18 protein-coding genes are annotated in these 20,482 nt (G+C 44.7%); 16 read left to right on the top strand and 2 right to left on the bottom strand.

All coding sequences use genetic code 11. From position 1 onward, the window contains the following. Window positions 1-2: 2 nt before the first annotated feature. From cobI to BW716_RS22885, 14 genes are all read left to right on the top strand, one after another. Complete coding sequence (gene cobI / locus BW716_RS22950; RefSeq protein ID WP_083726399.1) at window positions 3-710, top strand: precorrin-2 C(20)-methyltransferase; 708 nt, start codon at window positions 3-5, stop codon at window positions 708-710. Next, window positions 707-2,056 (top strand): precorrin-3B C(17)-methyltransferase, encoded by a 1,350-nt coding sequence (gene cobJ, locus BW716_RS22945; RefSeq protein ID WP_083726397.1) that lies wholly within the window; start codon window positions 707-709, stop codon window positions 2,054-2,056. The genes cobI and cobJ overlap by 4 nt, the downstream gene beginning before the upstream one ends. Beyond that, window positions 2,049-3,236, top strand: a complete 1,188-nt coding sequence (gene cbiE / locus BW716_RS22940; RefSeq protein WP_083726395.1) for a precorrin-6y C5,15-methyltransferase (decarboxylating) subunit CbiE — start codon at window positions 2,049-2,051, stop codon at window positions 3,234-3,236. The genes cobJ and cbiE overlap by 8 nt, the downstream gene beginning before the upstream one ends. A gap of 2 nt (window positions 3,237-3,238) precedes the next feature. Further along, window positions 3,239-5,059, top strand: a complete 1,821-nt coding sequence (cobM, locus tag BW716_RS22935) for a precorrin-4 C(11)-methyltransferase (RefSeq protein WP_083726393.1) — start codon at window positions 3,239-3,241, stop codon at window positions 5,057-5,059. Window positions 5,060-5,061: 2 nt separating this feature from the next. Further along, window positions 5,062-5,799 carry a precorrin-6A/cobalt-precorrin-6A reductase gene (locus tag BW716_RS22930; RefSeq protein ID WP_083726391.1) on the top strand — a complete coding sequence of 246 codons (738 nt, stop codon included), beginning with the start codon at window positions 5,062-5,064 and terminating at the stop codon, window positions 5,797-5,799. Continuing rightward, window positions 5,790-6,845, top strand: coding sequence for a cobalt-precorrin-5B (C(1))-methyltransferase (locus BW716_RS22925; protein WP_083726389.1), 1,056 nt, complete (start codon window positions 5,790-5,792; stop codon window positions 6,843-6,845). The genes BW716_RS22930 and BW716_RS22925 overlap by 10 nt, the downstream gene beginning before the upstream one ends. 110 nt (window positions 6,846-6,955) lie before the next feature. Then, window positions 6,956-7,585 (top strand): hypothetical protein, encoded by a 630-nt coding sequence (locus BW716_RS22920; protein WP_235643930.1) that lies wholly within the window; start codon window positions 6,956-6,958, stop codon window positions 7,583-7,585. Continuing rightward, window positions 7,582-8,505, top strand: coding sequence for an ATP-binding protein (locus BW716_RS22915; protein WP_083726385.1), 924 nt, complete (start codon window positions 7,582-7,584; stop codon window positions 8,503-8,505). Before BW716_RS22920 ends, BW716_RS22915 begins: the two co-directional genes overlap by 4 nt. An 83-nt stretch (window positions 8,506-8,588) precedes the next feature. Further along, entirely contained in the window at window positions 8,589-9,188 is a 600-nt protein-coding gene (locus BW716_RS22910; RefSeq protein WP_143708981.1) for a VWA domain-containing protein, read from the top strand. A gap of 78 nt (window positions 9,189-9,266) precedes the next feature. Next, window positions 9,267-9,770 carry a bifunctional adenosylcobinamide kinase/adenosylcobinamide-phosphate guanylyltransferase gene (locus BW716_RS22905; protein WP_083726381.1) on the top strand — a complete coding sequence of 168 codons (504 nt, stop codon included), beginning with the start codon at window positions 9,267-9,269 and terminating at the stop codon, window positions 9,768-9,770. Between the two features lie 196 nt (window positions 9,771-9,966). Beyond that, window positions 9,967-11,007, top strand: coding sequence for a nicotinate-nucleotide--dimethylbenzimidazole phosphoribosyltransferase (gene cobT, locus BW716_RS22900; protein ID WP_083726379.1), 1,041 nt, complete (start codon window positions 9,967-9,969; stop codon window positions 11,005-11,007). A gap of 1 nt (window position 11,008) precedes the next feature. Then, window positions 11,009-11,779 carry an adenosylcobinamide-GDP ribazoletransferase gene (cobS, locus tag BW716_RS22895; RefSeq protein ID WP_083726377.1) on the top strand — a complete coding sequence of 257 codons (771 nt, stop codon included), beginning with the start codon at window positions 11,009-11,011 and terminating at the stop codon, window positions 11,777-11,779. Next, entirely contained in the window at window positions 11,761-12,276 is a 516-nt protein-coding gene (locus tag BW716_RS22890) for a histidine phosphatase family protein (protein WP_083726375.1), read from the top strand. The genes cobS and BW716_RS22890 overlap by 19 nt, the downstream gene beginning before the upstream one ends. Beyond that, window positions 12,273-12,851: a cob(I)yrinic acid a,c-diamide adenosyltransferase gene (locus tag BW716_RS22885; protein WP_083726373.1), complete on the top strand. Its 579-nt coding sequence runs from the start codon at window positions 12,273-12,275 to the stop codon at window positions 12,849-12,851. Before BW716_RS22890 ends, BW716_RS22885 begins: the two co-directional genes overlap by 4 nt. A 141-nt stretch (window positions 12,852-12,992) precedes the next feature. Here BW716_RS22885 and cobN read toward each other — a convergent pair whose 3' ends face one another. Continuing rightward, window positions 12,993-16,736 (bottom strand): cobaltochelatase subunit CobN, encoded by a 3,744-nt coding sequence (gene cobN / locus BW716_RS22880; RefSeq protein WP_083726371.1) that lies wholly within the window; start codon window positions 16,734-16,736, stop codon window positions 12,993-12,995. Window position 16,737: 1 nt separating this feature from the next. Beyond that, window positions 16,738-17,775 (bottom strand): cobalamin biosynthesis protein CobW, encoded by a 1,038-nt coding sequence (cobW, locus tag BW716_RS22875; protein ID WP_083726369.1) that lies wholly within the window; start codon window positions 17,773-17,775, stop codon window positions 16,738-16,740. Window positions 17,776-17,852: 77 nt separating this feature from the next. Between cobW and BW716_RS22870 the strand changes: the two genes are divergently transcribed. Together BW716_RS22870 and BW716_RS22865 are read left to right on the top strand one after the other, a co-directional pair. After that, window positions 17,853-18,842, top strand: coding sequence for a phosphotransferase (locus BW716_RS22870; RefSeq protein ID WP_083726367.1), 990 nt, complete (start codon window positions 17,853-17,855; stop codon window positions 18,840-18,842). An 85-nt stretch (window positions 18,843-18,927) separates the two neighbouring features. Beyond that, window positions 18,928-20,481: a M81 family metallopeptidase gene (locus BW716_RS22865; RefSeq protein ID WP_083726365.1), complete on the top strand. Its 1,554-nt coding sequence runs from the start codon at window positions 18,928-18,930 to the stop codon at window positions 20,479-20,481. The last annotated feature ends 1 nt before the right edge of the window (window position 20,482 follow it).

The raw sequence follows: 20,482 nt of genomic DNA, 5'->3' as shown, positions 1-20,482 counted from the left end.
TTATGGCAAAACAAGGTAAAATTTATGGTGTATCTCTTGGCCCCGGCGATCCTTTATTGATAACCGTTAAGGGCCTGCAGGTGTTGCAGCAGGTAGATAGAATTTATTATCCGGGCTCTTTGCTCGAGGATGGCAGTACCATCAGTTACTCACTGGGAATATTGCAATATCATCAACTGGATGAGAGCAAATTCAGGGGCATGTTCCTGAAAATGAGTAACGACAGAAGCGAGGTAGCAGGCACATATGCAAATACGTTCCTGCAGATGTGGGAGGACTACCAGATGGGATTACAGGCAGCGTTTGTCAGCGAAGGGGATATTTCCTTTTACAGCACATTTGCTTACCTGATGGAGCATATTCAGCAATATAAGTTGGATGTGGAGATCATTGCAGGAGTACCTTCTTTCCTGAATGGAGCGGCAGTTCACCAATTTCCATTAGGTGTACTGAATGAGAAGATAGCCATTTTGCCACGCATGCAGGATGCTAAACAATTGGATCATTTATTAGATTCTTTTGATACAGTAGTACTGATTAAAGTGCGGAGTGTGATCAAAACATTGTTGCCGGTGATGCACAACAGGGCATTGCGGATGATGTATTGCGAAAGACTGGGTACACCGGATCAGTTTATCACAACAGATATACAGGCTATTAAAGAGAGAGAACTGCCCTATTTTTCGCTGATTATTCTAAAGAAATTATGAGATTAAGTGTAGTGGGCATAGGTCCCGGCGGCGCTGATTACATTTTGCCAGTCGCACAACAGGTATTATCAGATGCAGATATCGTGATTGGATATAGTTACTATTTCCAGTTCATCAGTCATTTACTAAAACCCACCTGCGAATGTATTGGCAAAGACCTCACTGAAGAAGAAGCACGTGCAGTACTGGCAGTAGATAGCTGTGCCCCCGGTAAGCATATAGTCGTGATCAGCTCTGGTGATGCAGGGATTTATGCTATGGCATCGCTGGTATACCAGTACGCAGGCAAACACCCGGAAAAAGAGATTGCATTACAGACTATTCCGGGTATCAGTGCATTCATAGCCGCTGCAGGTAAACTAGGCGCGCCACTGGGCCATGATTTCTGCTGCATTTCCCTATCAGATTTAATGACACCATGGACCACCATAGAGCAACGTATCAAAGCTGCGGCCTTTGGTGACTTCGTCACCTCATTATATAATCCAAGAAGCAAAAAACGCTTCTGGCAACTGGAACGCTTTAAAGAGATCTTTTTAGAACATCGTTCGCCGGATACACCTGTGGCAATTATACGCCAGGTAACACGCCCGGAAGAAAACATCCTCATTACCACACTAAAAGAACTACCTGTAGCAGCTGTAGATATGTTCTCGCTGGTGATGGTGGGTAATTCCCAGACATACCAGTTCAAAAACTTCTTAGTTACGCCACGTGGTTATTTAGATAGAAAGCCACAGAGCGGACAGGAGATCCAGGACGAAAGTTTCAGACAGATCGCCGCACAAATGCAACGTACTGATTTATCACCTGCCGATAAGTGGGCGGTAATGCGTTGTATACACACAACGGCTGATTTCGAATATGAAGATTTATATCATTCTAACGATAATGCCATTGACCGCTGGCAGGAATACCTGCAACAAGGCGGTACAATTGTAACGGATGTGACAATGGTGCAATCTGGTATTACCCGTTCTTTTCTGGAGAAATATCAGTCTCAGGTACATTGTTATTTAAATGCAGAAGGCGTACTTGAACTCGCGGCACAGAAAGGTTTGACAAGAAGCCAGGCCGGGATGCGGCTGGCGATAGAGAAGCACCCGGAGGCATTGTTTGTAGTAGGAAATGCACCGACGGCTTTGTTTGAGTTATGTGATCATTTGGGAAATGCGGGCTTTAAACCTGCAGGCATCATTGGTGCACCGGTAGGTTTTGTGAATGTGGTGGAGTCAAAATTGAAATTGCAGGCGATGAAGCATATACCTTATGTGATAATAAAAGGTCGCAAGGGAGGTAGTAATGTGGCAGCAAGTATCGTAAATGCAGCATTCTCTTATGAATAAATACGTGGTCATAGGTATTTCAGATCAAGCACACTTCACCTTACCAGATGAAGTGCAGACCCTATTACCACAACACCGGTATTTTTCGGGAGGCAAACGACACCATGAACGGATACAGCAATACCTGCCTGAGAAATATGAATGGATCAATATTACAGGTGACGTTCCCGGCTTGATACAACAGTTTCGCCAGCTGGATGGCACTATAGTGATCTTTGCTTCAGGCGATCCTTTATTTTATGGATTTGCAAATAGCATCCGGAAGTATGATCCACTGGCAGCTATGAAGGTCTATCCTTATTTTAACAGCCTACAGTTATTATGTCAGAAATGCAATATCGCTTATGCCGGAATGTATAACACATCTGTTCACGGGCGTGGATGGGATGAATTGGATACAGCACTGATCAAAAGAGAAAAGCTGATCGGAGTATTGACAGATGGAGTAAAAACACCTGGTGCTATAGCAAAAAGACTTTTATCATTTGGGTATAACAACTACACAATGATAATAGGTGAAGGGTTGGAAGGTGTGGAGGAAAAAATCACAAGACACTCATTATCAGAAGCCACAAACAGTTTATTTCACACCTTGAATTGTGTATTATTAATACAATCTACGCCACGCAAAAAATATTCAGGCATACCAGATGCATTATTCGAAGGACTACCGAACAGGCCAAACATGATCACCAAGATGCCGATAAGGCTATTGAGTTTGACCCAACTGGATTTGTTTCAGCGAAGTGTATTATGGGATATCGGTTTTTGTACCGGCTCAGTAGCCATTGAAGCAAAGAATAATTTCCCTCATTTACAGGTAGTCGCTTTTGAAAAGAGAGAAGAATGTGATGCATTGCTGGATATAAATGCCTGCAAATTTGGAGTACCTGGAATCATAAAGGTGATGGGTGATATTTTCGAGCAGGACTTATCTGTCTATCCCCTACCCGATGCGATATTTATTGGAGGCCATGGAAATAGGTTAGACACTTTAATCCATCGCTTGCATTTGCATATACAAAAAGGCGCCCGCATTGTCATGAATGCGGTCAAACCCGACAGCAGGGAGCAATTTACGCAGGCTATAACGACCTTAGGCTATCACCTGCATCCCCCTGTAGATATTACAATTGACGATCATAATCCGATTACTGTCCTCACGGCAGAAAAAATATAAACATGAACAAAACAGCGATCATAGCCAGTACAGACAGAGGCGTGGAATTAGGCTTGCGCATCAGACAGGAATTTCCTCATGCTGTAGTGGTAAGTACGCGCACACATGAGCAGGTAACCTCCATCCCTGCTATTGCAGATTTCTTACAGACCAATTACGACAACTTCGACACCCTGGTATTCATTGGCGCATTAGGTATTTGTGTAAGAAGTATTGCACCCTATTTACAGAACAAACATACAGACCCTGCAATCATCAATATGGACGACCATGGGTATTATGTGCAGGCAGTAGTATCCGGGCATGAAGGTGGCGCAAATGCATTAGCCACGAAACTCGCACTTGCTACGGCAGGACAGGCCGTGATCACGACCAGTAGTGACCTGCAACAGTTATGGGCACTGGATACATTGGCCGCGCAGTTTAATTGGAAAGCAACTCCAAATAATGCATTGATTGCTTTATTTGTCAATAACAAACCCACAGCAGTTTTATTAGATATTAAAGATAAAGGCACACAGTATCTGGAAAGAACAAAGCCGGCCTTTGCCGATATTTATTACGCTTTTGAGGAGATCGACTTTTCGAAATATGAATTACTGATTGCGGTAACTTATAAAAACTATGAGGCCCCCATTCCGGTATTTCACTACCATGTCCCCGTATTGAATATAGGTATGGGATGTTCAAGAGATATTGAAACTGACCTGCTGGAAGCTTCACTCCATGAGCAGTTTCAGATACAGGGACTGGCTTTATCCGCTTTAAAAGCAATCGGCTCTATTGATATCAAAGGAGACGAAACTGCTTTCATCGCCTTAGCACAAACATTAAGTGTACCCTTTATCACCTTTACTGCGGATGAATTAAATACACAGGTAGTTCCAAATGCATCTGAAGTAGTTCTGTCTAAATTAGGCGTGCACAGTGTATCTGAAGCTGCTGCCATGTTGCTCTCCGGTAATACCGGTTTATTTCTCGAAAAGCAAAAGATAACAGTAGCCTCCGGCAAAAAACATACACTGGCTATTGCCATTGATAAAAGTGCAGTGCGCAAAGCAGAGGTGGTGATCGTAGGTGCAGGACCGGGAGATGCTGAATTGATCAGTATCAAAGGAAAACAGTTATTAGAGACTGCGGACCTGATCTTATATGCAGGTAGCCTGGTTCCGGAAGAACTCACCCATTATGCGAAAACAGGCGCAGTGGTACGTAACTCCGCTAGCATGACGCTGGAAGATCAAATCAGTCTCATGGAAACACATTATGCGAAAGGACATCTGATCGTACGTTTACAATCCGGCGATCCTTCCATATATGGCGCGATACAGGAGCAGATGACCATCTTTGATGAGAAAGGCATGGACTACTCCATCGTACCGGGTATCTCCTCGTTCCAGGCGGCAGCAGCTTATCTGAAATCTGAGTTTACCATCCCGGAAGTCGTGCAAAGCATCATCTTAACACGCGGTGCCGGCAAAACCCCATTACCGGAAAATGAGAAACTGAATGAGATGGCAAAGCATAAAGCGACCATGTGTATCTTCCTGAGTGCGACTATTGCTAAATCAGTACAGGCACAACTACTGGAACATTACGCACCTGAAACACCGGTGGCAGTTTTGTACAGAGTAACATGGAAAGACGAAGCAGTATTTACCGGTCAGTTAAAAGATCTTGCCCAGATTATCAGGGATAATAAACTGACCCTCACTACCCTGGTCATTGTTGGTGATGCAATTGGTGCAAGAAAAAACAGGTCACATTTATATAGTCCTGAATGGAAACACACATTCAGAACAGGTAAAACATTAAAAGTATAATCATGATACTTGTATTTGGTGGAACGACAGAAGGAAGAAAAACGATGGCCCTGCTGGAACAGGCAGGCTTACCCTATTGCTATTCCACCAAATCGGAACTCGAAATACCATCGCAGACCTATGGTACATACAGGCATGGCGCGCTCACCCCTGCTGCATTACAGGCTTTCTGTAAAGAACAAAGTGTACGGGTAATAGTACATGCCAGTCATCCGTTTGCAACTGTATTACACCAGACAATTGCGGAAGCAGGCTTGCCTGTTCTACGCTTTGAAAGAGAATATCCGGCGCGTACAGTACATCCGCTGGTGCATTATTTTGATAGTTATAATGCAGCAATGGACTACCTGTCCATACATCCTGTAAAAAAACTATTAGCATTGACAGGTGTACAGACAATCAGTCAACTATACAGATATTGGCAGCATAATGAAACACTCTTCAGGATCCTGCCAAGGAATAGTTCACTGGAACAGGCCTTGGCAGCAGGTTTTCCGAAAGAAAACCTGATCATGGAAATGCCGGGCAATGAAGCGGCACTGATTGCTTTTCACAATATTACAGGTATACTGACAAAAGAAAGTGGAGAATCAGGTTTATTATCTGTCAAGATCAATGAAGCACTGGCAGCTAATATTCCCATTTTTATCATTTCCAGACCTGTTATGCCGGCAGGCTTTATATCCGTAAATGAGGATGATTTATTGGATCATTTAAAAGTCTATGGAGCATGTCTCTAAGAACAGGATATACCACCGGCGCCTGTGCGACTGCCTGTACCAAGGCAGCCCTTACAGCGCTGTTGACTCAGACACCTGTTGAAGAAATTGAGATCACATTGCCACTGGGTCAAAAGGTATTATTCAAAGTAACCTGTTCTTTTAACAACCTGAATGCAACCTGCACCACGATCAAAGACGGTGGCGATGATCCGGATGCAACACATGGAGCTACCATCGGAAGCAGGGTTTCATTAAATACAGGTGACGATATCGTTTTTCTAAGAGGCGAAGGTGTAGGTGTAGTCACATTACCCGGTCTGGCCATCGGTGTTGGCGAGCCTGCGATCAATCCCGTTCCAAGAAAAATGATGCAGGATGCCGTGAATTTTATCCGGCATCAGTACCAGCTCACACAAGGCGTTGACATACAGGTATTCGTGGTGAATGGAGAAGAGATCGCAAAGAAGACGTTGAATGCACGTATCGGTATTATTGGCGGTATATCTATATTAGGTACCACGGGAATTGTAAAACCATTCAGTGCCTCCGCTTATATCGCCAGTATTACCCAGGGCATCGATGTATCAATTGCCAATGGTTGCGATACCGTAGTGATCAATTCAGGAGGTCGCTCTGAAAATATATTAAGAAAGCGCTTCGCGCATCTGCCTGAGTTTGCCTTTGTGCAATATGGTAACTGGATTGGTGAAACATTGAATAAAATAAAAACCACGCCCCTTCGGAAAGTGAAGATGGGGATTATGCTTGGTAAGGCCTGTAAACTGGCACAGGGAGAGCTAGACACACATAGTGGTAAATCCAGCTGGGATAAACAATTCATAAATGAATTGGCTATGGGGTGCGGGTATCCTCCGGAACAATGTCAGCCTATTCTGGATCTGAACCTGGCACGGAGACTAACAGAATTGTTTCCTTTTAATGCGGAAGAACCTTTCTACAAAGCATTGGCAGAACACTGCTATGCGGTATGTAAAGCGATCATCCCTGCCGTAAGACTGGAAATATTATTGATTGATGCGAATGACAATATAATTAGCTGCTAGCGAGGTTTGGAAATACTATTGATTGATGCGAATGATAATATAATATGATTGGATTTTTATTAACAGATTCTATTTTATTAGGAGTACAACATTCTTTTGAACCGGACCATATGGCCGCCGTTTCAGTATTAGCATCTGAAAAAGCGAACAACAAACTAAGTCTCCGCAAACTCATCTGGCGATCTTCCCAATGGGCATTAGGACACTCGGTTTCTTTGATCCTCTTCAGCTTTTTTGCTTTATTACTGAAATCGGCTTTGCCCGTAAATATATCCGGCTATGCAGAAATGGCGGTAGGCCCCGTCATGATATGGCTGGGAATTTCCGCCATCCGCCGCAACCACCAGTTAAAGAAACTGATGGCTACCCACAAGGAATTTGCAGAACACGACCACCTGAACAATGCCCTGCATATTCATGGTAAACAAGGGAAGGAGATCGCCATGAATCCCCTGAGCCGTAGCTTTTGGGTAGGCATGCTACATGGCCTTGCAGGTACGGGTGGCGCCTGTGCCATCGCCCTCATCCTGGCATCAAAAGATGCAGGTACGGCCATGTGGATCATCGTATTGCAAAGTTTGGGAATCGTTATTGCCATGACCACATATAGTTGTGTACTGGCATTTTCCGTATCCCGTTTTATTGAAAGAAATCAGGTGGCGTTCAAATCAATGAACGCGATCGTCGGCCTCTTCTCGATTGGAGTAGGCTGTGTATGGGTATATAATTGTTTTGTATGATCACGTATCCTTTTACTGCTATCTGCGGACAGGAAGATTTTAAACTGGCGCTGACACTGTGTATGATCGATCCCGGATTGGGAGGCGTACTCGCACTGGGTGACAAAGGCACTGGTAAAACCACCACTGTAAGAGGGCTAAGCCATCTCCTGCAGGATGTTCCTTTTGTAAACCTGCCAATAGGTGCAACAGAAGATCGTGTACTGGGCACCGTAAAACTGGATGTACTCCTGAACGAAAAGCGGCTGGAAATACAACCCGGTTTGCTGGCAGCAGCACATCATGGAATACTCTATATAGACGAAGTGAACCTCCTGAGTGATTATCTCATGGATGTATTACTGGATGCTGCGGCAAGCGGTGGCTATTATCTGGAAAGAGATACCATCTCTCAGTGGATGGAAAGCCGCTTTTGCCTGGTAGGCACCATGAACCCGGAAGAAGGGAATCTTCGTCCACAGTTGTTAGATCGGTTTGGACTGAGTGTACATATCAGTACACCTACAGATAAAGCATTGCGCATGGAAATTGTACAACGCAGGGTAGCTTTTGATACAGACGCAGCAAAGTTTGTTAAAGAATATTGTGAACATGAAAAGATGCTTGAAGCGCAGATCGTAGCCGCTCAGAATTTTTTACCCGCTGTTGCGATTCCAACAAAGATCTATGATGTAGTAACTGACCTTTGTATCCAGCACCAGGTGGAAGGGATGCGTGCAGATATATTATTGATGAAAGCAGCCAGGGCACATGCCGCGTTTCATGGACAAAATACAATAAGAGAAGATGATGTGCGTGTAGTACAAAACTTTGTCCTCTCCCATCGTTCACGTCAAACACCGCCCTCTCAAAGCTCTTCCCGCGAAAGTAAGCCTTCGGGCGATAAGGAGGGTGAGCCGAAAAAGGTCAGAACGATTTAAATAATTACCTTTTACAGGCAGCTGGCACTGAAAAGAGGTTGAACCTCAAAAGCGGTCCGAAAGGCCGTAAAAGAGGCCTGCCAATGCCTGTAATGTCCACTCCGGTCATCGGCAATGATCATCGAACACGCGATCTGCTAGGCACAGTGAAAAATTACTTACTCACTGGCCAACCTGAAATAATATACCAGCGTAAAGCTTCCAAAGCCGCCCTGTCCTTGCTATTTTTGATTGACAGCAGCGGCTCCATGATCAAAGACAGGCAGATCGCTTATATCAAAGGAGTCATTGCTCAAACCATTGCGCAGCATCAACACAAACGGCTGCGATATGGCGCAGTAGCCCTTACACAGGGCGATGCACAACTGGTATCACATTATACAACAGACACGACCAGTTTTATCGAAAGTATCGCCCAATTACGGTCAGGCGGCAAAACCAATCTGAAAGCAGGGTTACAACTAATACAACAAATGAAAACATCCGATAAGACACAACTTTACATCTTCACAGATGGAAAGATCAATACCGGCGGAAGTTTGCAGGAATCGGCCCTGTATTTCAAACAACACCTCCGGACTTTATCGGCAACCACTGTTGTCAATATTGAAAGCGGTTTTGTGAAACTGGGTAAGGCTGCTGAACTGGCAAAAGGTATCGGTGCTACTTACTTAAACTTATAAGAAGTGGTCCATTTTCAAACTGGCAGAATGCATGAACTGGCAAAAGGTATCAGTACTACTTACTTAAACTTATAACAGATGATCCATTACATTTCTGGCGGACAAAGGTCCGGCAAAACAAAATTTGCTATGCAGACTGCCTCGCAGCTGTCCCCAAACCCTGTTTACCTGGCCACCAGCCGCATCTGGGATACAGAACACCAGGCAAGGATTGAGCTGCATAAACAGGAACGGGATCATCAATGGGAAAATATAGAAGAAGAAAAAGAAGTAAGTAAACTATCACTGCCCAACAGAACCGTGGTTTTTGACTGCGTCACCCTGTGGCTGACCAACTTCTTCACCGATGCACATTATAACATAGACATCGCACTAAGAGAGGCCAAAGCAGAATTTGACCTATTTGCTGCACAGGAATTTAATCTCATCATCATATCCAACGAAATCGGTATGGGCGTTCACGCAGAGACTGAAATCGGCAGGAAGTTCGTTGACCTGCAGGGATGGATGAATCAATATATCGCACAAAAAGCGGATAAGGCAACTCTGATGGTATCAGGACTACCTATTACAGTTAAATAAAACTGGCAACCCTGATAATATCAGAACCACCTTCACAGTAACAAAACTGTCAAGCCAACCCTGATAATATCAGAACTACCACCTCAATAACAGAACAGACAAGGAAAACCTGATAATATCAGAACCACCACCTTAGTAATAAAACTGCCAAGGCAACCCTGACAATATCAGAACTACCCATTATAATTAATCAGACATGACCGAATTTAACATTACACCACTTGACCGCAGCCTTGACGCTGCCCTCACCGAAAAGATCAATTTAAAAACCAAACCATTAGGCTCCTTAGGCAAACTTGAAAAACTCGCCTTACAGATAGGGAAAATTCAAAACACCCTCTCGCCAACATTAACAAAACCTACCATCGTTGTATTCGCAGGTGACCATGGCATTGCAAAAGAAGGCGTAAGCCCATATCCCCAGGAAGTAACCTGGCAGATGGTATACAACTTCCTGCAGGGCGGAGCAGGTATCAATGTATTTGCCCGCCAGCACCAGATCGCCATCAAAGTAGTTGATGCCGGTGTGAATTATACATTTCCCCCCCATCCTGCCCTGATTGACTTAAAAGTAGCACCAGGTACACAAAGCTATCTCCATGCACCTGCCATGAGTGTAGAAGAATGTAACACCGCGATTAGCCGTGCGGCATCACTGGTTGCGCAATTACATGCGGAAGGTTGTAATGTAATCGGATTTGGAGAAATGGGCATCGGCAATACTTCTGCTGCAGCATTGCTGATGAGTCTTTTATGTAACCTGCCACTGGAACAATGCATAGGCAGAGGTACAGGTCTGGATGATAAAGGATTAGAAAAGAAGAAAACAATCCTGGGCGAAGCTCTGCGTACACAAACACCGGCTGACAAATCTCCGCTGGAAATATTAAGAACCTTTGGTGGCTTCGAAGTAGCCATGATCTGCGGTGCCATGCTGAAAGCCGCTGAATTGAAAATGGTTGTTCTGATAGATGGCTTTATTACAACAGCCGCCTTGCTGGTAGCAGCTGCATTACATCCTGCAATATTGGATTATTGTGTATTTGCACATCAATCAAACGAACAGGGACATCAGCAATTATTAACTTATTTAAAAGCAGATCCGTTATTGCAACTGGGTATGCGTTTGGGTGAAGGCACCGGTGCAGCTGTAGCATATCCTCTGGTACAGTCAGCCGTAGCATTCCTGAATGAAATGGCCAGCTTTGCATCTGCGGGTGTAACAAATAAAGACTAACATGATCAAAAGGGAGATCCTGTACTTCAGGGCCGCTTTAATGTTTTTCACCCGTCTGCCGGCGGGACATAACATCACTGTCGGGCTACAAAGTGCCGCCAGGTATTTGCCACTGATAGGAATACTGGTAGGTGCAACTGGCGCCACTGCATATTATCTGGGGCATTTGCTATTCAAAGATCCGTATGTAGCAGCTGTACTCTCGATTGTAGCCACGCTACTGATGACAGGTGGCTTTCATGAAGACGGACTGGCAGATGTGGCTGATGGCTTCGGAGGTGGCTGGACAAAAGAAAAGATCCTGGAGATTATGAAGGATCCCCGAACAGGAGCTTATGGTGTGATGGCGCTGGTATGTAGTATTGGATTAAAAATATTCGTACTCGCGAAGCTAGGGACGTTGCTGCCAGATCAGTTCTTTTTGATCTATGTATGTGGGCATACAATCAGCAGGGTAACACCGTTGTTTCTGATGCGTTTTTTGGAGTATGCCCGCCTGGATGGAACTAGTAAAGTAGGTGCCGTGATCACCCCGGTCAGTATCGGCGCTTTGGTATTTGCTACGGTTATCGGATTCGTACCACTGGCTATACTCGGTGTGGAAGCTGCATGGATCAGTGTAATACCTTGTGCTACGATGACATTATATTTAGGATGGTATTTCCAGAAGTGGATAGATGGGTATACAGGTGATTGCCTGGGTGCTACTCAACAATTGAATGAGCTTATTTTTTACCTGTGTTTACTTGCAATATGGAATTATGCTTTGTAAGACATGTACAGCCAGCGATTGAAGCTGGAATTTGTTATGGGCAGCTGGATGTACCTTTGCCGGCAGGATATGAAACACTGCATAATGAGATCATCACTGGCCTGGGTCGTTTCGACAAAATATATACCAGTCCTTTACAAAGATGTCAGTTATTAGCTCAAACCCTTTCAGCAAACTTTGTCTCGGATGAACGACTGATGGAATTGAATTTTGGTGAATGGGAAGGAATAAAATGGGATGAAATTGATCGTAAATTGATGGATCACTGGGGAGCTAATTACATAACTTCAGGCCCTCCGGGAGGTGAATCATTACAACAACTGGTAGCAAGACTAGATGCTTTTTTAAAAACAATTCCCTTCGCGGATCGCATCGTTATTGTAACCCATGCAGGCGTAATCCGTGCAGCACGACATCTGCTGGAAGCCCGGCCACTGAACAAAATCATGTCAGAAAAAATTAATTACGGAGGAATCTATACATTCAACTTATTATGAAGATCTATACAAAAAAAGGAGACCGGGGTACAACCGCCTTATTCGGCGGAAGCCGTGTAGATAAAGACGATGTAAGAGTAGAAAGCTATGGTACACTGGATGAAGTAAATTCTACCATCGGCCTGTTAAGAGCCAAACTGGGACCAGAACACGAATGGCAACCCCGCTTACATAAGATCCAGAAAGACATGATGAACATGATGTCGCATCTGGCCCGTCCATCTGACTGTAAAAAGGAAAACCCGAATCCAAAGCCGGAAGACGGTGCAGCCTTTTGTGAAGAATGGATTGATGAACTGGAAGCTGCCATGACATCAAAATCTGATTACTTCTTACTACCAGGTGGCAATGAGATTTCTGCTTTGTGCCATGTAGTAAGAACACAATTGAGAAGAGGCGAAAGACGACTGGTATCGCTGATGAAAGTAGATACCATTGAAGATTATATACCCGCGTATGTAAACAGACTATCTGATCTGTTCTTCATTCTCGCAAGAGCAGAGATGGACAAGACAGGGGTAGCTGAGGAAAAATGGCAGCTGTTTCTTTACAAAAGAAAGAAACAGCCGGAATGATTGTTGCCTTCATCTCGCTAAAGCAAAGATGTACAAGCCTGTAATGCTCTACGCCCTGACGTCACAAAAGTAAAGCTGTACAAGGCATAATGATTTATGCCCTGACGTCACAAATGCGGAGCTGTACAAGGCAGTAATGATCTACTCCATATCCACAAATATACTTTGCAGCTTTTCCAGCGTCTCCGGTTTTGGCGCCTGCCACATTCCCCGTTGAATAGCTTCCAACATACGTTCTGTCATATCCTTCAAAGCCCACGGATTTGCCTGTTCGATGAACTGACGATTCTCTTCATTGAACAGGTATTCCTGGGTAATCCCTTCATACATAAAATCATCTACCATATTAGTCGTCGCATCATAAGCAAAGAGATAATCCATAGTAGCTGCCATCTCAAATGCCCCCTTATAACCATGTCGCTTCACACCAGCAATCCACTTCGGATTCACCACCCTTGAACGATATACTTTCAGCAACTCTTCTTTTAAACTCTTTATACGCGGCGAATCCGGACGTGCATGGTCTCCAAAATAAATAGAAGGTTGCTCTCCTTTGATAGTTTCCACCGCATTTGCTAAGCCTCCCTGGAACTGGTAATAATCATCCGAATCGAGAATATCATGCTCCCTGTTATCCTGATTATGCATCACGATTTGCAGATCAGATAAACGCTTTTCAAATACCTCATGCGCAGATTCACCTGTGCGGTCAGCACCATAAGCATACCCACTCCAATTGATATAAATTTTAGCAAGGTCTTCCCTCGTCTGCCAGTTCTTTTCATCTATCACTGCCTGCAACCCTGCGCCATAAGCACCTGGCTTCGAACCAAAAACCCTGAAAAGAGATCTTTTATGTGCCTTGGTTTCATCCAATCCCTTATTGAGCCATTCCTGCTTTTCAGCGAGATAGCGTTTGCGGATAGGATTCTGTTCCAACGGTTCATCCAGTAAAGCCACCTTTTCTACCACTGCATTCAACAATGAGATCACATCCGGAAATGCATCCCTGAAAAACCCTGAAATACGTAGCATGACATCGATACGTGGCCTTCTCAATTGAATAAGCGGAATGATCTCAAAATCAGACACCCGCCTGTTAGCCGCCTGCCATACGGGTTGTACCCCCATAAGAGCCAGTGCCTGTGCAATGTCATCTCCACCTGTACGCATGGTACTGGTACCCCATACAGAAAGCCCTATAGATTCAGGATAATCCCCCTGCTCCTGCATATAACGACTGATGATAAGGTTCGCGCTTTTTACCCCCAGTGTGTAAGCGGCCTGTGTGGGTATAGCCCGGACATCTACAGAATAGAAATTTCTTCCTGTTGGCAATACATCCATACGACCACGTGTAGGTGCGCCGGAGCTACCACTGGGAACATAACCAGCGTCTAAACCGTGTAAGAGGTTGGTGATTTCCTCCGTAGTACGTTGAATCTTTGGTAAAGTATGAGTAAGGATATTGTGACAATAAGCTTTGGTCGCTGGAAGATGGAAGTCTTCGCCTTGCAGGATATGATGACCACTCAGCATCCTCTCACCTTTCAAAAGACCTTCCCCATCCAACATCCCCATACCCTTCAGCATCTCTTTCACAACCCCCTCCAACACCTCCACTGCATCCCCCCTGTTCCTACACCCCCTAAACAACAAATGCTCACTTTTAAAAGCCATCTCATAATCCCCTCCCAAAGGATCAAATCCTAACCCCATCTCCTCAGCCGGCACCTGCGTAATCCCCTTCTGCCCCGCCACAGGCACCCTATGCAATGCTATCAGCAAATCAATCAGCTGCTCATCCACTGGTGCCTTCCCCAAAATATGCAATCCATCCCGGATCTGCGCCTCTTTCAATTCACACAAATACCCATCCAGCTTCAACAACAACGTATCCATATCAGAAACCGCTGCCTGCAGATCTGTTTCCAGATCCGCCTCCTTCACCAACTGTGTGATCTGCGCACGAATCACCGCCGTACGCTTCGGATCCACACTAAACGCTTCATAATATTCATCAATCAAATGTTCCAGCTTAGTCAACGTACCATAATTCTCCGCTCTCGTCATGGGCGGAATCAGGTGATCTATAATAATAGCATGTGTCCTGCGCTTTGCCTGCGTTCCTTCCCCCGGATCATTCACTATGAACGGATAGAAATGCGGAACAGGACTTAACAATACAGCCGGGAAACAACTCTCCTTGCTCAATGCCACACTCTTTCCCGGCAACCATTCCAGGTTTCCATGCTTACCACAATGAATCAAAGCATCTGCTTTGAACACCTCATTCACCCAACAGTAATAAGCAAGGTATCTATAAGTAGGCGGTAAATCAGGCGAGTGGTAAATAGCCTTCTCATCCTGATTATAACCGCGCGCAGGCTGAATACTCACGAAGACATTCCCCAACAAACACCCGGGAATAATAAAATCCTCTTCCTGTGAAGGCCCCCATTGCTGAAGGATCTTCTCTTTAAGCAATGGTGATAACTGCTCAAAATATTCCTGAAACCGATCCTTGTCTATACTAATCTGATAAGGACGATAAAGCGTAGTATCCGTATCATTCGTAACATAATGCGTGATCAGCCCGATCAACTCCCCGCTGTTAGCAGGAATATAATCTCCCGTATCATACCCTGCTGTTTTCAACGCATGCAGGATCTCCACAATACTCGCAGGTGTATCTAATCCTACCCCATTTGCCAAACGACTATCCTTATTTGGATAGTTCGGCATAATAAGGGCAATATGTTTATCTTTTTGTTCCTTCTTACCAAGCTGTATCCAATTATTTGCAAAAGCCACCACAAAATCACACCCTTCCTCATGCGTACTATATTGCAGAATATCTGAATCCGTCAACACGTCCTTGCCCATAGAAGATTTAAAAGAAATAGCCGTCGTAATAATGCGACCATCTATCTCCGGCAATGCAATATTCATCGCCACATCTACTGGTGTCAGACCAAATAGATTCTGCTCCCATACCTCTTTTGTACAGGCAGCAAAGATGCCCTGTATAACAGGTACATCAAGATTATCAAATAAGAAACTTTCATCCTTATCCAAAGATTTAATTGAAAAGCTGGTCGTGTTGATCAACACTTTTACCTTTCCTTTCAATAAAGATTCAAGTTCCTGTAAACTATGCTGATCACGAAGATTGCTCACAAAAGCAATCACAGGCTTCAGCCCTTTAACCGCCAACGCCTTTATTAAATAATACACCGGCGCCAGATTATCCGCCAGATAATGCGTTTGGTAAACAAGGATGGCTACATCTGCTATATAATCCCCCGGCGGGATCATTCCCTTCTCCGGATGAAATAAAAACAGATCCGCAATTTTTTGAGGAGGTGCGAATTGTAAATCTTTATTAAAGCAATGATGAAATATATAAGCCAACCCATTCTTCAGGTTATGCTTTCCACCGGCACAACAGTATTTCCATAAGGTATCAGCAATCTTCACATCCACAGTGGAACTATTCAGCAATTCTACATCCGGCGCGTCATAACCCGGCAGGAAGAGTACGGGAATACTTTGCTGTTCACAGGCAATGCTGATAGCTTCAAACAAATACGGGTAGTAATTCCTGCCACCTAACAGGCGACAGATCACCAGCTTTGCATGGCTGATCACCTCCTCTACATATTTATCGATGGTCAGTTCCTGCTTCAGGTATACCAGGTTGGCAATTCGCAGGGACGGGAGCTGTGTGTGGGTTTGGTGTAACTCCCTATAAGCATTGCTCAGTGAATGGATCTCCGTATCGGCAGCAGAGAGGAATACGACGTCTCCTATTGATTGCTGTATGTGGAAGACCCCATCCCCGTTGGGATTCCACCCACCGGGGATTGTTGGGATCAGGTGCATATTAGTTTAACTTTTCGTGTAACAGTGCGGACAGGTCTTTTTCCATCAGTTCATCGCCGATGAATACCAGACTGGTTTTGCGGACTTCGCCCTCCTTCCATTTACGATCAAAATAATGATCAAAACGGTGAGATACGCCCTGCAATACCATGCGCATAGGCTTATTGGGAATATCGATAAACCCTTTGATTCGGTAGATCTCATGCTCTGCCACCATTTCTTTCAGCGCAGCTACCAGTGATTCCGGGGTATGCGGTGCAGTTACAGTTACCACGATCGAGTCGATATCATCATCGTGATGGTGATCCAGGCCATTGGCATGATCTTCCTCGTGATGAGAGTGACGGCTTTCCAGGTCGTTTTCTGCAGCAGCCTGCACGCCTAACAGTACGTCGGCAGACAGGTCGCCATTGTTGGCAGTCACCATCTTCACATTCGGACGAAGTTTGCTGCTTATAATACCTGTTACTTCATCAAACTGTAATCCTTCCAGCAGATCTTTCTTAGTTAATACAACGAGGTCAGCACAGGAGAGCTGGTCTTCGAAAAGTTCTTCGATCGGTGTTTCATGATCCAGGGAGTCATCGGCCTCACGCTGTGCCTGTACACGTTCACGGTCACAGATTTCGCCGGTCGCCTGACCTACCAGGTCTACCACAGTGACAACTGCATCTACAGTGATCTGTGATTTCAGGTCAGGCCAGTTAAATGCATGCAGCAGCGGTTTGGGCAGTGCAAGACCTGAAGTTTCGATGATGATATGATCGATCGTATCTTTTCTATCCATCAATTGCAGCATCACTGGCAGGAACTCTTCCTGCACGGTACAACACAGGCAACCGTTGTTCAGTTCAAGTACGTCTTCTTCATTGGAGCAGCAGGATTTGATAAGGTCTCCGTCGATGCCCATTTCACCAAATTCATTGACAATTACTGCAAGTCGACGACCATTGGCGTTCTGAATCAGGTTGCGGATCAATGTAGTTTTTCCGGAGCCTAAGAACCCCGTAATGATGGTTACCGGTATTTTGGAAGTCATGTTATTGTTTTGTGTAGGGCGCTAAAATACGTGATTTTTATATACTTTTGCTGGCCCCGTTTAAACCCATTCATACCATGACACATTTTCCAGTAGTTAGTTCTATTTTGTCGGCCCAATACCTGGTCCCTTTATTTCAGGTGAAGTATAATTTGAGTCGTGATACGACCTGCAGATTGCTGAAAGCTGGCGTAAATCACAGTTATCTCGTGACCGATGGTGACAATAAGTACATCTTTAGGATATATTGCATCAACTGGCGTACGAAAAAGGATATTGCAGAAGAGATACGTTTGTTAAATCTATTGCGCACACATGCTATGCCGGTCTCCTATCCTATTGCAGATTTTGACAACGACTATGTACAGCTACTGCATGCGCCGGAAGGGTTGCGGTATGGCGTGCTGTTTTCCTATGCCCATGGAGAAAAGCTTTTACAGTACCCGACAGCCCTACATTACAAAATGGGTGTTGCAATAGCACGTCTTCACCAGGTAACCGAAAATTTCAAACTGGATAGAGTAGACTATACTCCCTCTGTCATGGTAGTCGATTCATTTGAAAGACTGAAAGGTTATCTCCCATTGGAGACAGAAGAAATGCAATGGATGCAGCAGGCGCAGGACTACTTATTAAAGCTATACGCCACCATCGATCACTCCAGCGTGAGAAATGGTGCCGTGCACATGGACCTATGGTTTGACAACATGAATATTACTAACGATGGGTTTACCATTTTCGACTTTGACTTTTGTGGCAATGGCATGCTCTGTTATGATCTGGCCTATTACATCCTGCAGGTACATAGTACAGAAAGAGAAAATATGGAGGTGTGCAAAGAAAAGGTAGCTGCTTTCCTGGACGGTTATTCTTCCATTACCCCCATCTCAGAAGAGGAAAAGGCATTGATCCCGGCCTTCGGTATAAGTATGTATTTCTTCTACCTGGGCATTCAGTGCCAGCGATATGAGGACTGGTCCAATACTTTCCTGAATGAAGTATACCTAAAGCGATTTATAAAATTATTAATAAAAAGATATGCAGACTTATATGAGTTAGCTATCTGAAATCACCTACCATTCACACATTTTTTTAAAAAACCTATCGCTTTTTGATTATTTTTCAATGAATCTATGCTAAAAAGTGAATTTTATGAAACGTGTGTTTTTTCTAATGGCAAGTTATTGCCTTATGGGTGGCGCCATTGCGCAGAATAAGCTGCCCCGTATAGCTATCGCAGGTCTCGCTATCGAGTCCAGCACTTTCTCTCCTGCCACGTCAGACGAAGCGGCTTTCAAGGCGCAGTATGGCAATGAGGTATTTAAGACGTATCCATTTATGTCGGCAGATTCGCCCCTGCGAAAGGCTGCTATGTGGTTCCCGACAATTACGGGCCATGCATTGCCGGGTGGCGCGGTGACCAAAGAGGCATATGAGTCGCTGGTTAGAAAAACACTGGATTCATTGAAGAAACACCTCCCTTACGATGGATTGTATTTCGATATTCATGGAGCGATGAGTGTAGTGGGCATGGAAGATCCGGAAGGTGATTTTATAGTACGCATCCGCAAAGTAGTGGGTACGAAAACGCTGATCAGTACCTCTATGGACCTGCATGGAAATGTAAGCTGGCGACTGGCGGAAAATACAGATCTCATTACCTGTTATCGCATGGCACCTCACGAAGATGCACTGGATACAAAGGAAAGAGCAATACGTAATCTCGTAGAACGCCTGAAAAGTGGTAAAGGGAAACCCGCCTACAAAGCCTGGATTCCAGTGCCAATCTTATTGCCGGGCGAAAAAACATCTACCCGAATAGAACCCGGTAAGAGTTTGTATGCGCAGGTAGATCCGGCTTCCAGACAACCCGGTGTAATTGATGCTGCAATCTGGATCGGGTATGCATGGGCAGATGAACCACGCAATCATGCAGTCGTAATGGTAACAGGTGATGACAAGGAAAATGTAACCATTGCCGCCGAAAAACTGGCAAAAAGCTTTTGGGATGTGCGCAAACAATTTGAATTTGTAGCACCGACTGCCACCTTGCAGGAAGCGCTGGATGCTGCCGTGAAAAGTGATAAACATCCTTTCTATATTAGTGATTCTGGTGATAATCCAACTGCGGGTGGTGCAGGCGATGTAACCTGGACATTGACGCAGATACTGGCACGATCTGAGTTTAAATCAGAGAATGGGCCTACATTGATTTATGCAAGTATCCCTGGCCCCGATTTTGTAAAGAAAGCCATAGAACTGGGTGTAGGAAAGCATATAGAAGCTGAAGCAGGTGCAAAGGTGGATGCGCGTTTTGCAGGTCCTGTGAAGCTGTCCGGTACGATTGAGTCAATTAAATATGGTGATAAAGATGCTGTTGTAGAAGTCGTGGTAAAGGTAGGGAGTGTGCACGTGATCGTGACACAGAAGCGGAAACCTTATCACAAAGAGAAAGATTTTACACGGTTAGGATTGAATCCCCGTAAAGCAGATATTGTGGTGGTGAAGATTGGCTATCTGGAACCTGAATTGTATAATATGCGTGCAGATTGGCTGCTGGCGCTGACACCGGGTGGTGTAGATCAGAATTTGGAACGGCTAGGATATAAGCATATAACGCATCCGATGTTTCCGGTTGATATGGATATGAAGGATCCGGATTTGAAAGTGAGGTGGGTACCTGCGGCAGATAAGTTGAAGAAATAGT

Source organism: [Flexibacter] sp. ATCC 35208, assembly GCF_001975825.1.
Classification (GTDB): Bacteria; Bacteroidota; Bacteroidia; order Chitinophagales; family Chitinophagaceae; genus Chitinophaga.
Note: the sequence above shows the minus strand (reverse complement) of the source record. Positions and strands in the feature narration are given on the sequence as shown.

What these genes read in the sequence shown, in the direction of transcription:
- cobI (WP_083726399.1), top strand. Translation starts at nt 3, where the DNA reads ATGGCAAAACAAGGTAAAATTTATGGTGTATCTCTTGGCCCCGGCGAT.
- cobJ (WP_083726397.1), top strand. Translation starts at nt 707, where the DNA reads ATGAGATTAAGTGTAGTGGGCATAGGTCCCGGCGGCGCTGATTACATT.
- cbiE (WP_083726395.1), top strand. Translation starts at nt 2,049, where the DNA reads ATGAATAAATACGTGGTCATAGGTATTTCAGATCAAGCACACTTCACC.
- cobM (WP_083726393.1), top strand. Translation starts at nt 3,239, where the DNA reads ATGAACAAAACAGCGATCATAGCCAGTACAGACAGAGGCGTGGAATTA.
- BW716_RS22930 (WP_083726391.1), top strand. Translation starts at nt 5,062, where the DNA reads ATGATACTTGTATTTGGTGGAACGACAGAAGGAAGAAAAACGATGGCC.
- BW716_RS22925 (WP_083726389.1), top strand. Translation starts at nt 5,790, where the DNA reads ATGTCTCTAAGAACAGGATATACCACCGGCGCCTGTGCGACTGCCTGT.
- BW716_RS22920 (WP_235643930.1), top strand. Translation starts at nt 6,956, where the DNA reads ATGGCCGCCGTTTCAGTATTAGCATCTGAAAAAGCGAACAACAAACTA.
- BW716_RS22915 (WP_083726385.1), top strand. Translation starts at nt 7,582, where the DNA reads ATGATCACGTATCCTTTTACTGCTATCTGCGGACAGGAAGATTTTAAA.
- BW716_RS22910 (WP_143708981.1), top strand. Translation starts at nt 8,589, where the DNA reads ATGCCTGTAATGTCCACTCCGGTCATCGGCAATGATCATCGAACACGC.
- BW716_RS22905 (WP_083726381.1), top strand. Translation starts at nt 9,267, where the DNA reads ATGATCCATTACATTTCTGGCGGACAAAGGTCCGGCAAAACAAAATTT.
- cobT (WP_083726379.1), top strand. Translation starts at nt 9,967, where the DNA reads ATGACCGAATTTAACATTACACCACTTGACCGCAGCCTTGACGCTGCC.
- cobS (WP_083726377.1), top strand. Translation starts at nt 11,009, where the DNA reads ATGATCAAAAGGGAGATCCTGTACTTCAGGGCCGCTTTAATGTTTTTC.
- BW716_RS22890 (WP_083726375.1), top strand. Translation starts at nt 11,761, where the DNA reads ATGGAATTATGCTTTGTAAGACATGTACAGCCAGCGATTGAAGCTGGA.
- BW716_RS22885 (WP_083726373.1), top strand. Translation starts at nt 12,273, where the DNA reads ATGAAGATCTATACAAAAAAAGGAGACCGGGGTACAACCGCCTTATTC.
- cobN (WP_083726371.1), bottom strand. Translation starts at nt 16,736, where the DNA reads ATGCACCTGATCCCAACAATCCCCGGTGGGTGGAATCCCAACGGGGAT.
- cobW (WP_083726369.1), bottom strand. Translation starts at nt 17,775, where the DNA reads ATGACTTCCAAAATACCGGTAACCATCATTACGGGGTTCTTAGGCTCC.
- BW716_RS22870 (WP_083726367.1), top strand. Translation starts at nt 17,853, where the DNA reads ATGACACATTTTCCAGTAGTTAGTTCTATTTTGTCGGCCCAATACCTG.
- BW716_RS22865 (WP_083726365.1), top strand. Translation starts at nt 18,928, where the DNA reads ATGAAACGTGTGTTTTTTCTAATGGCAAGTTATTGCCTTATGGGTGGC.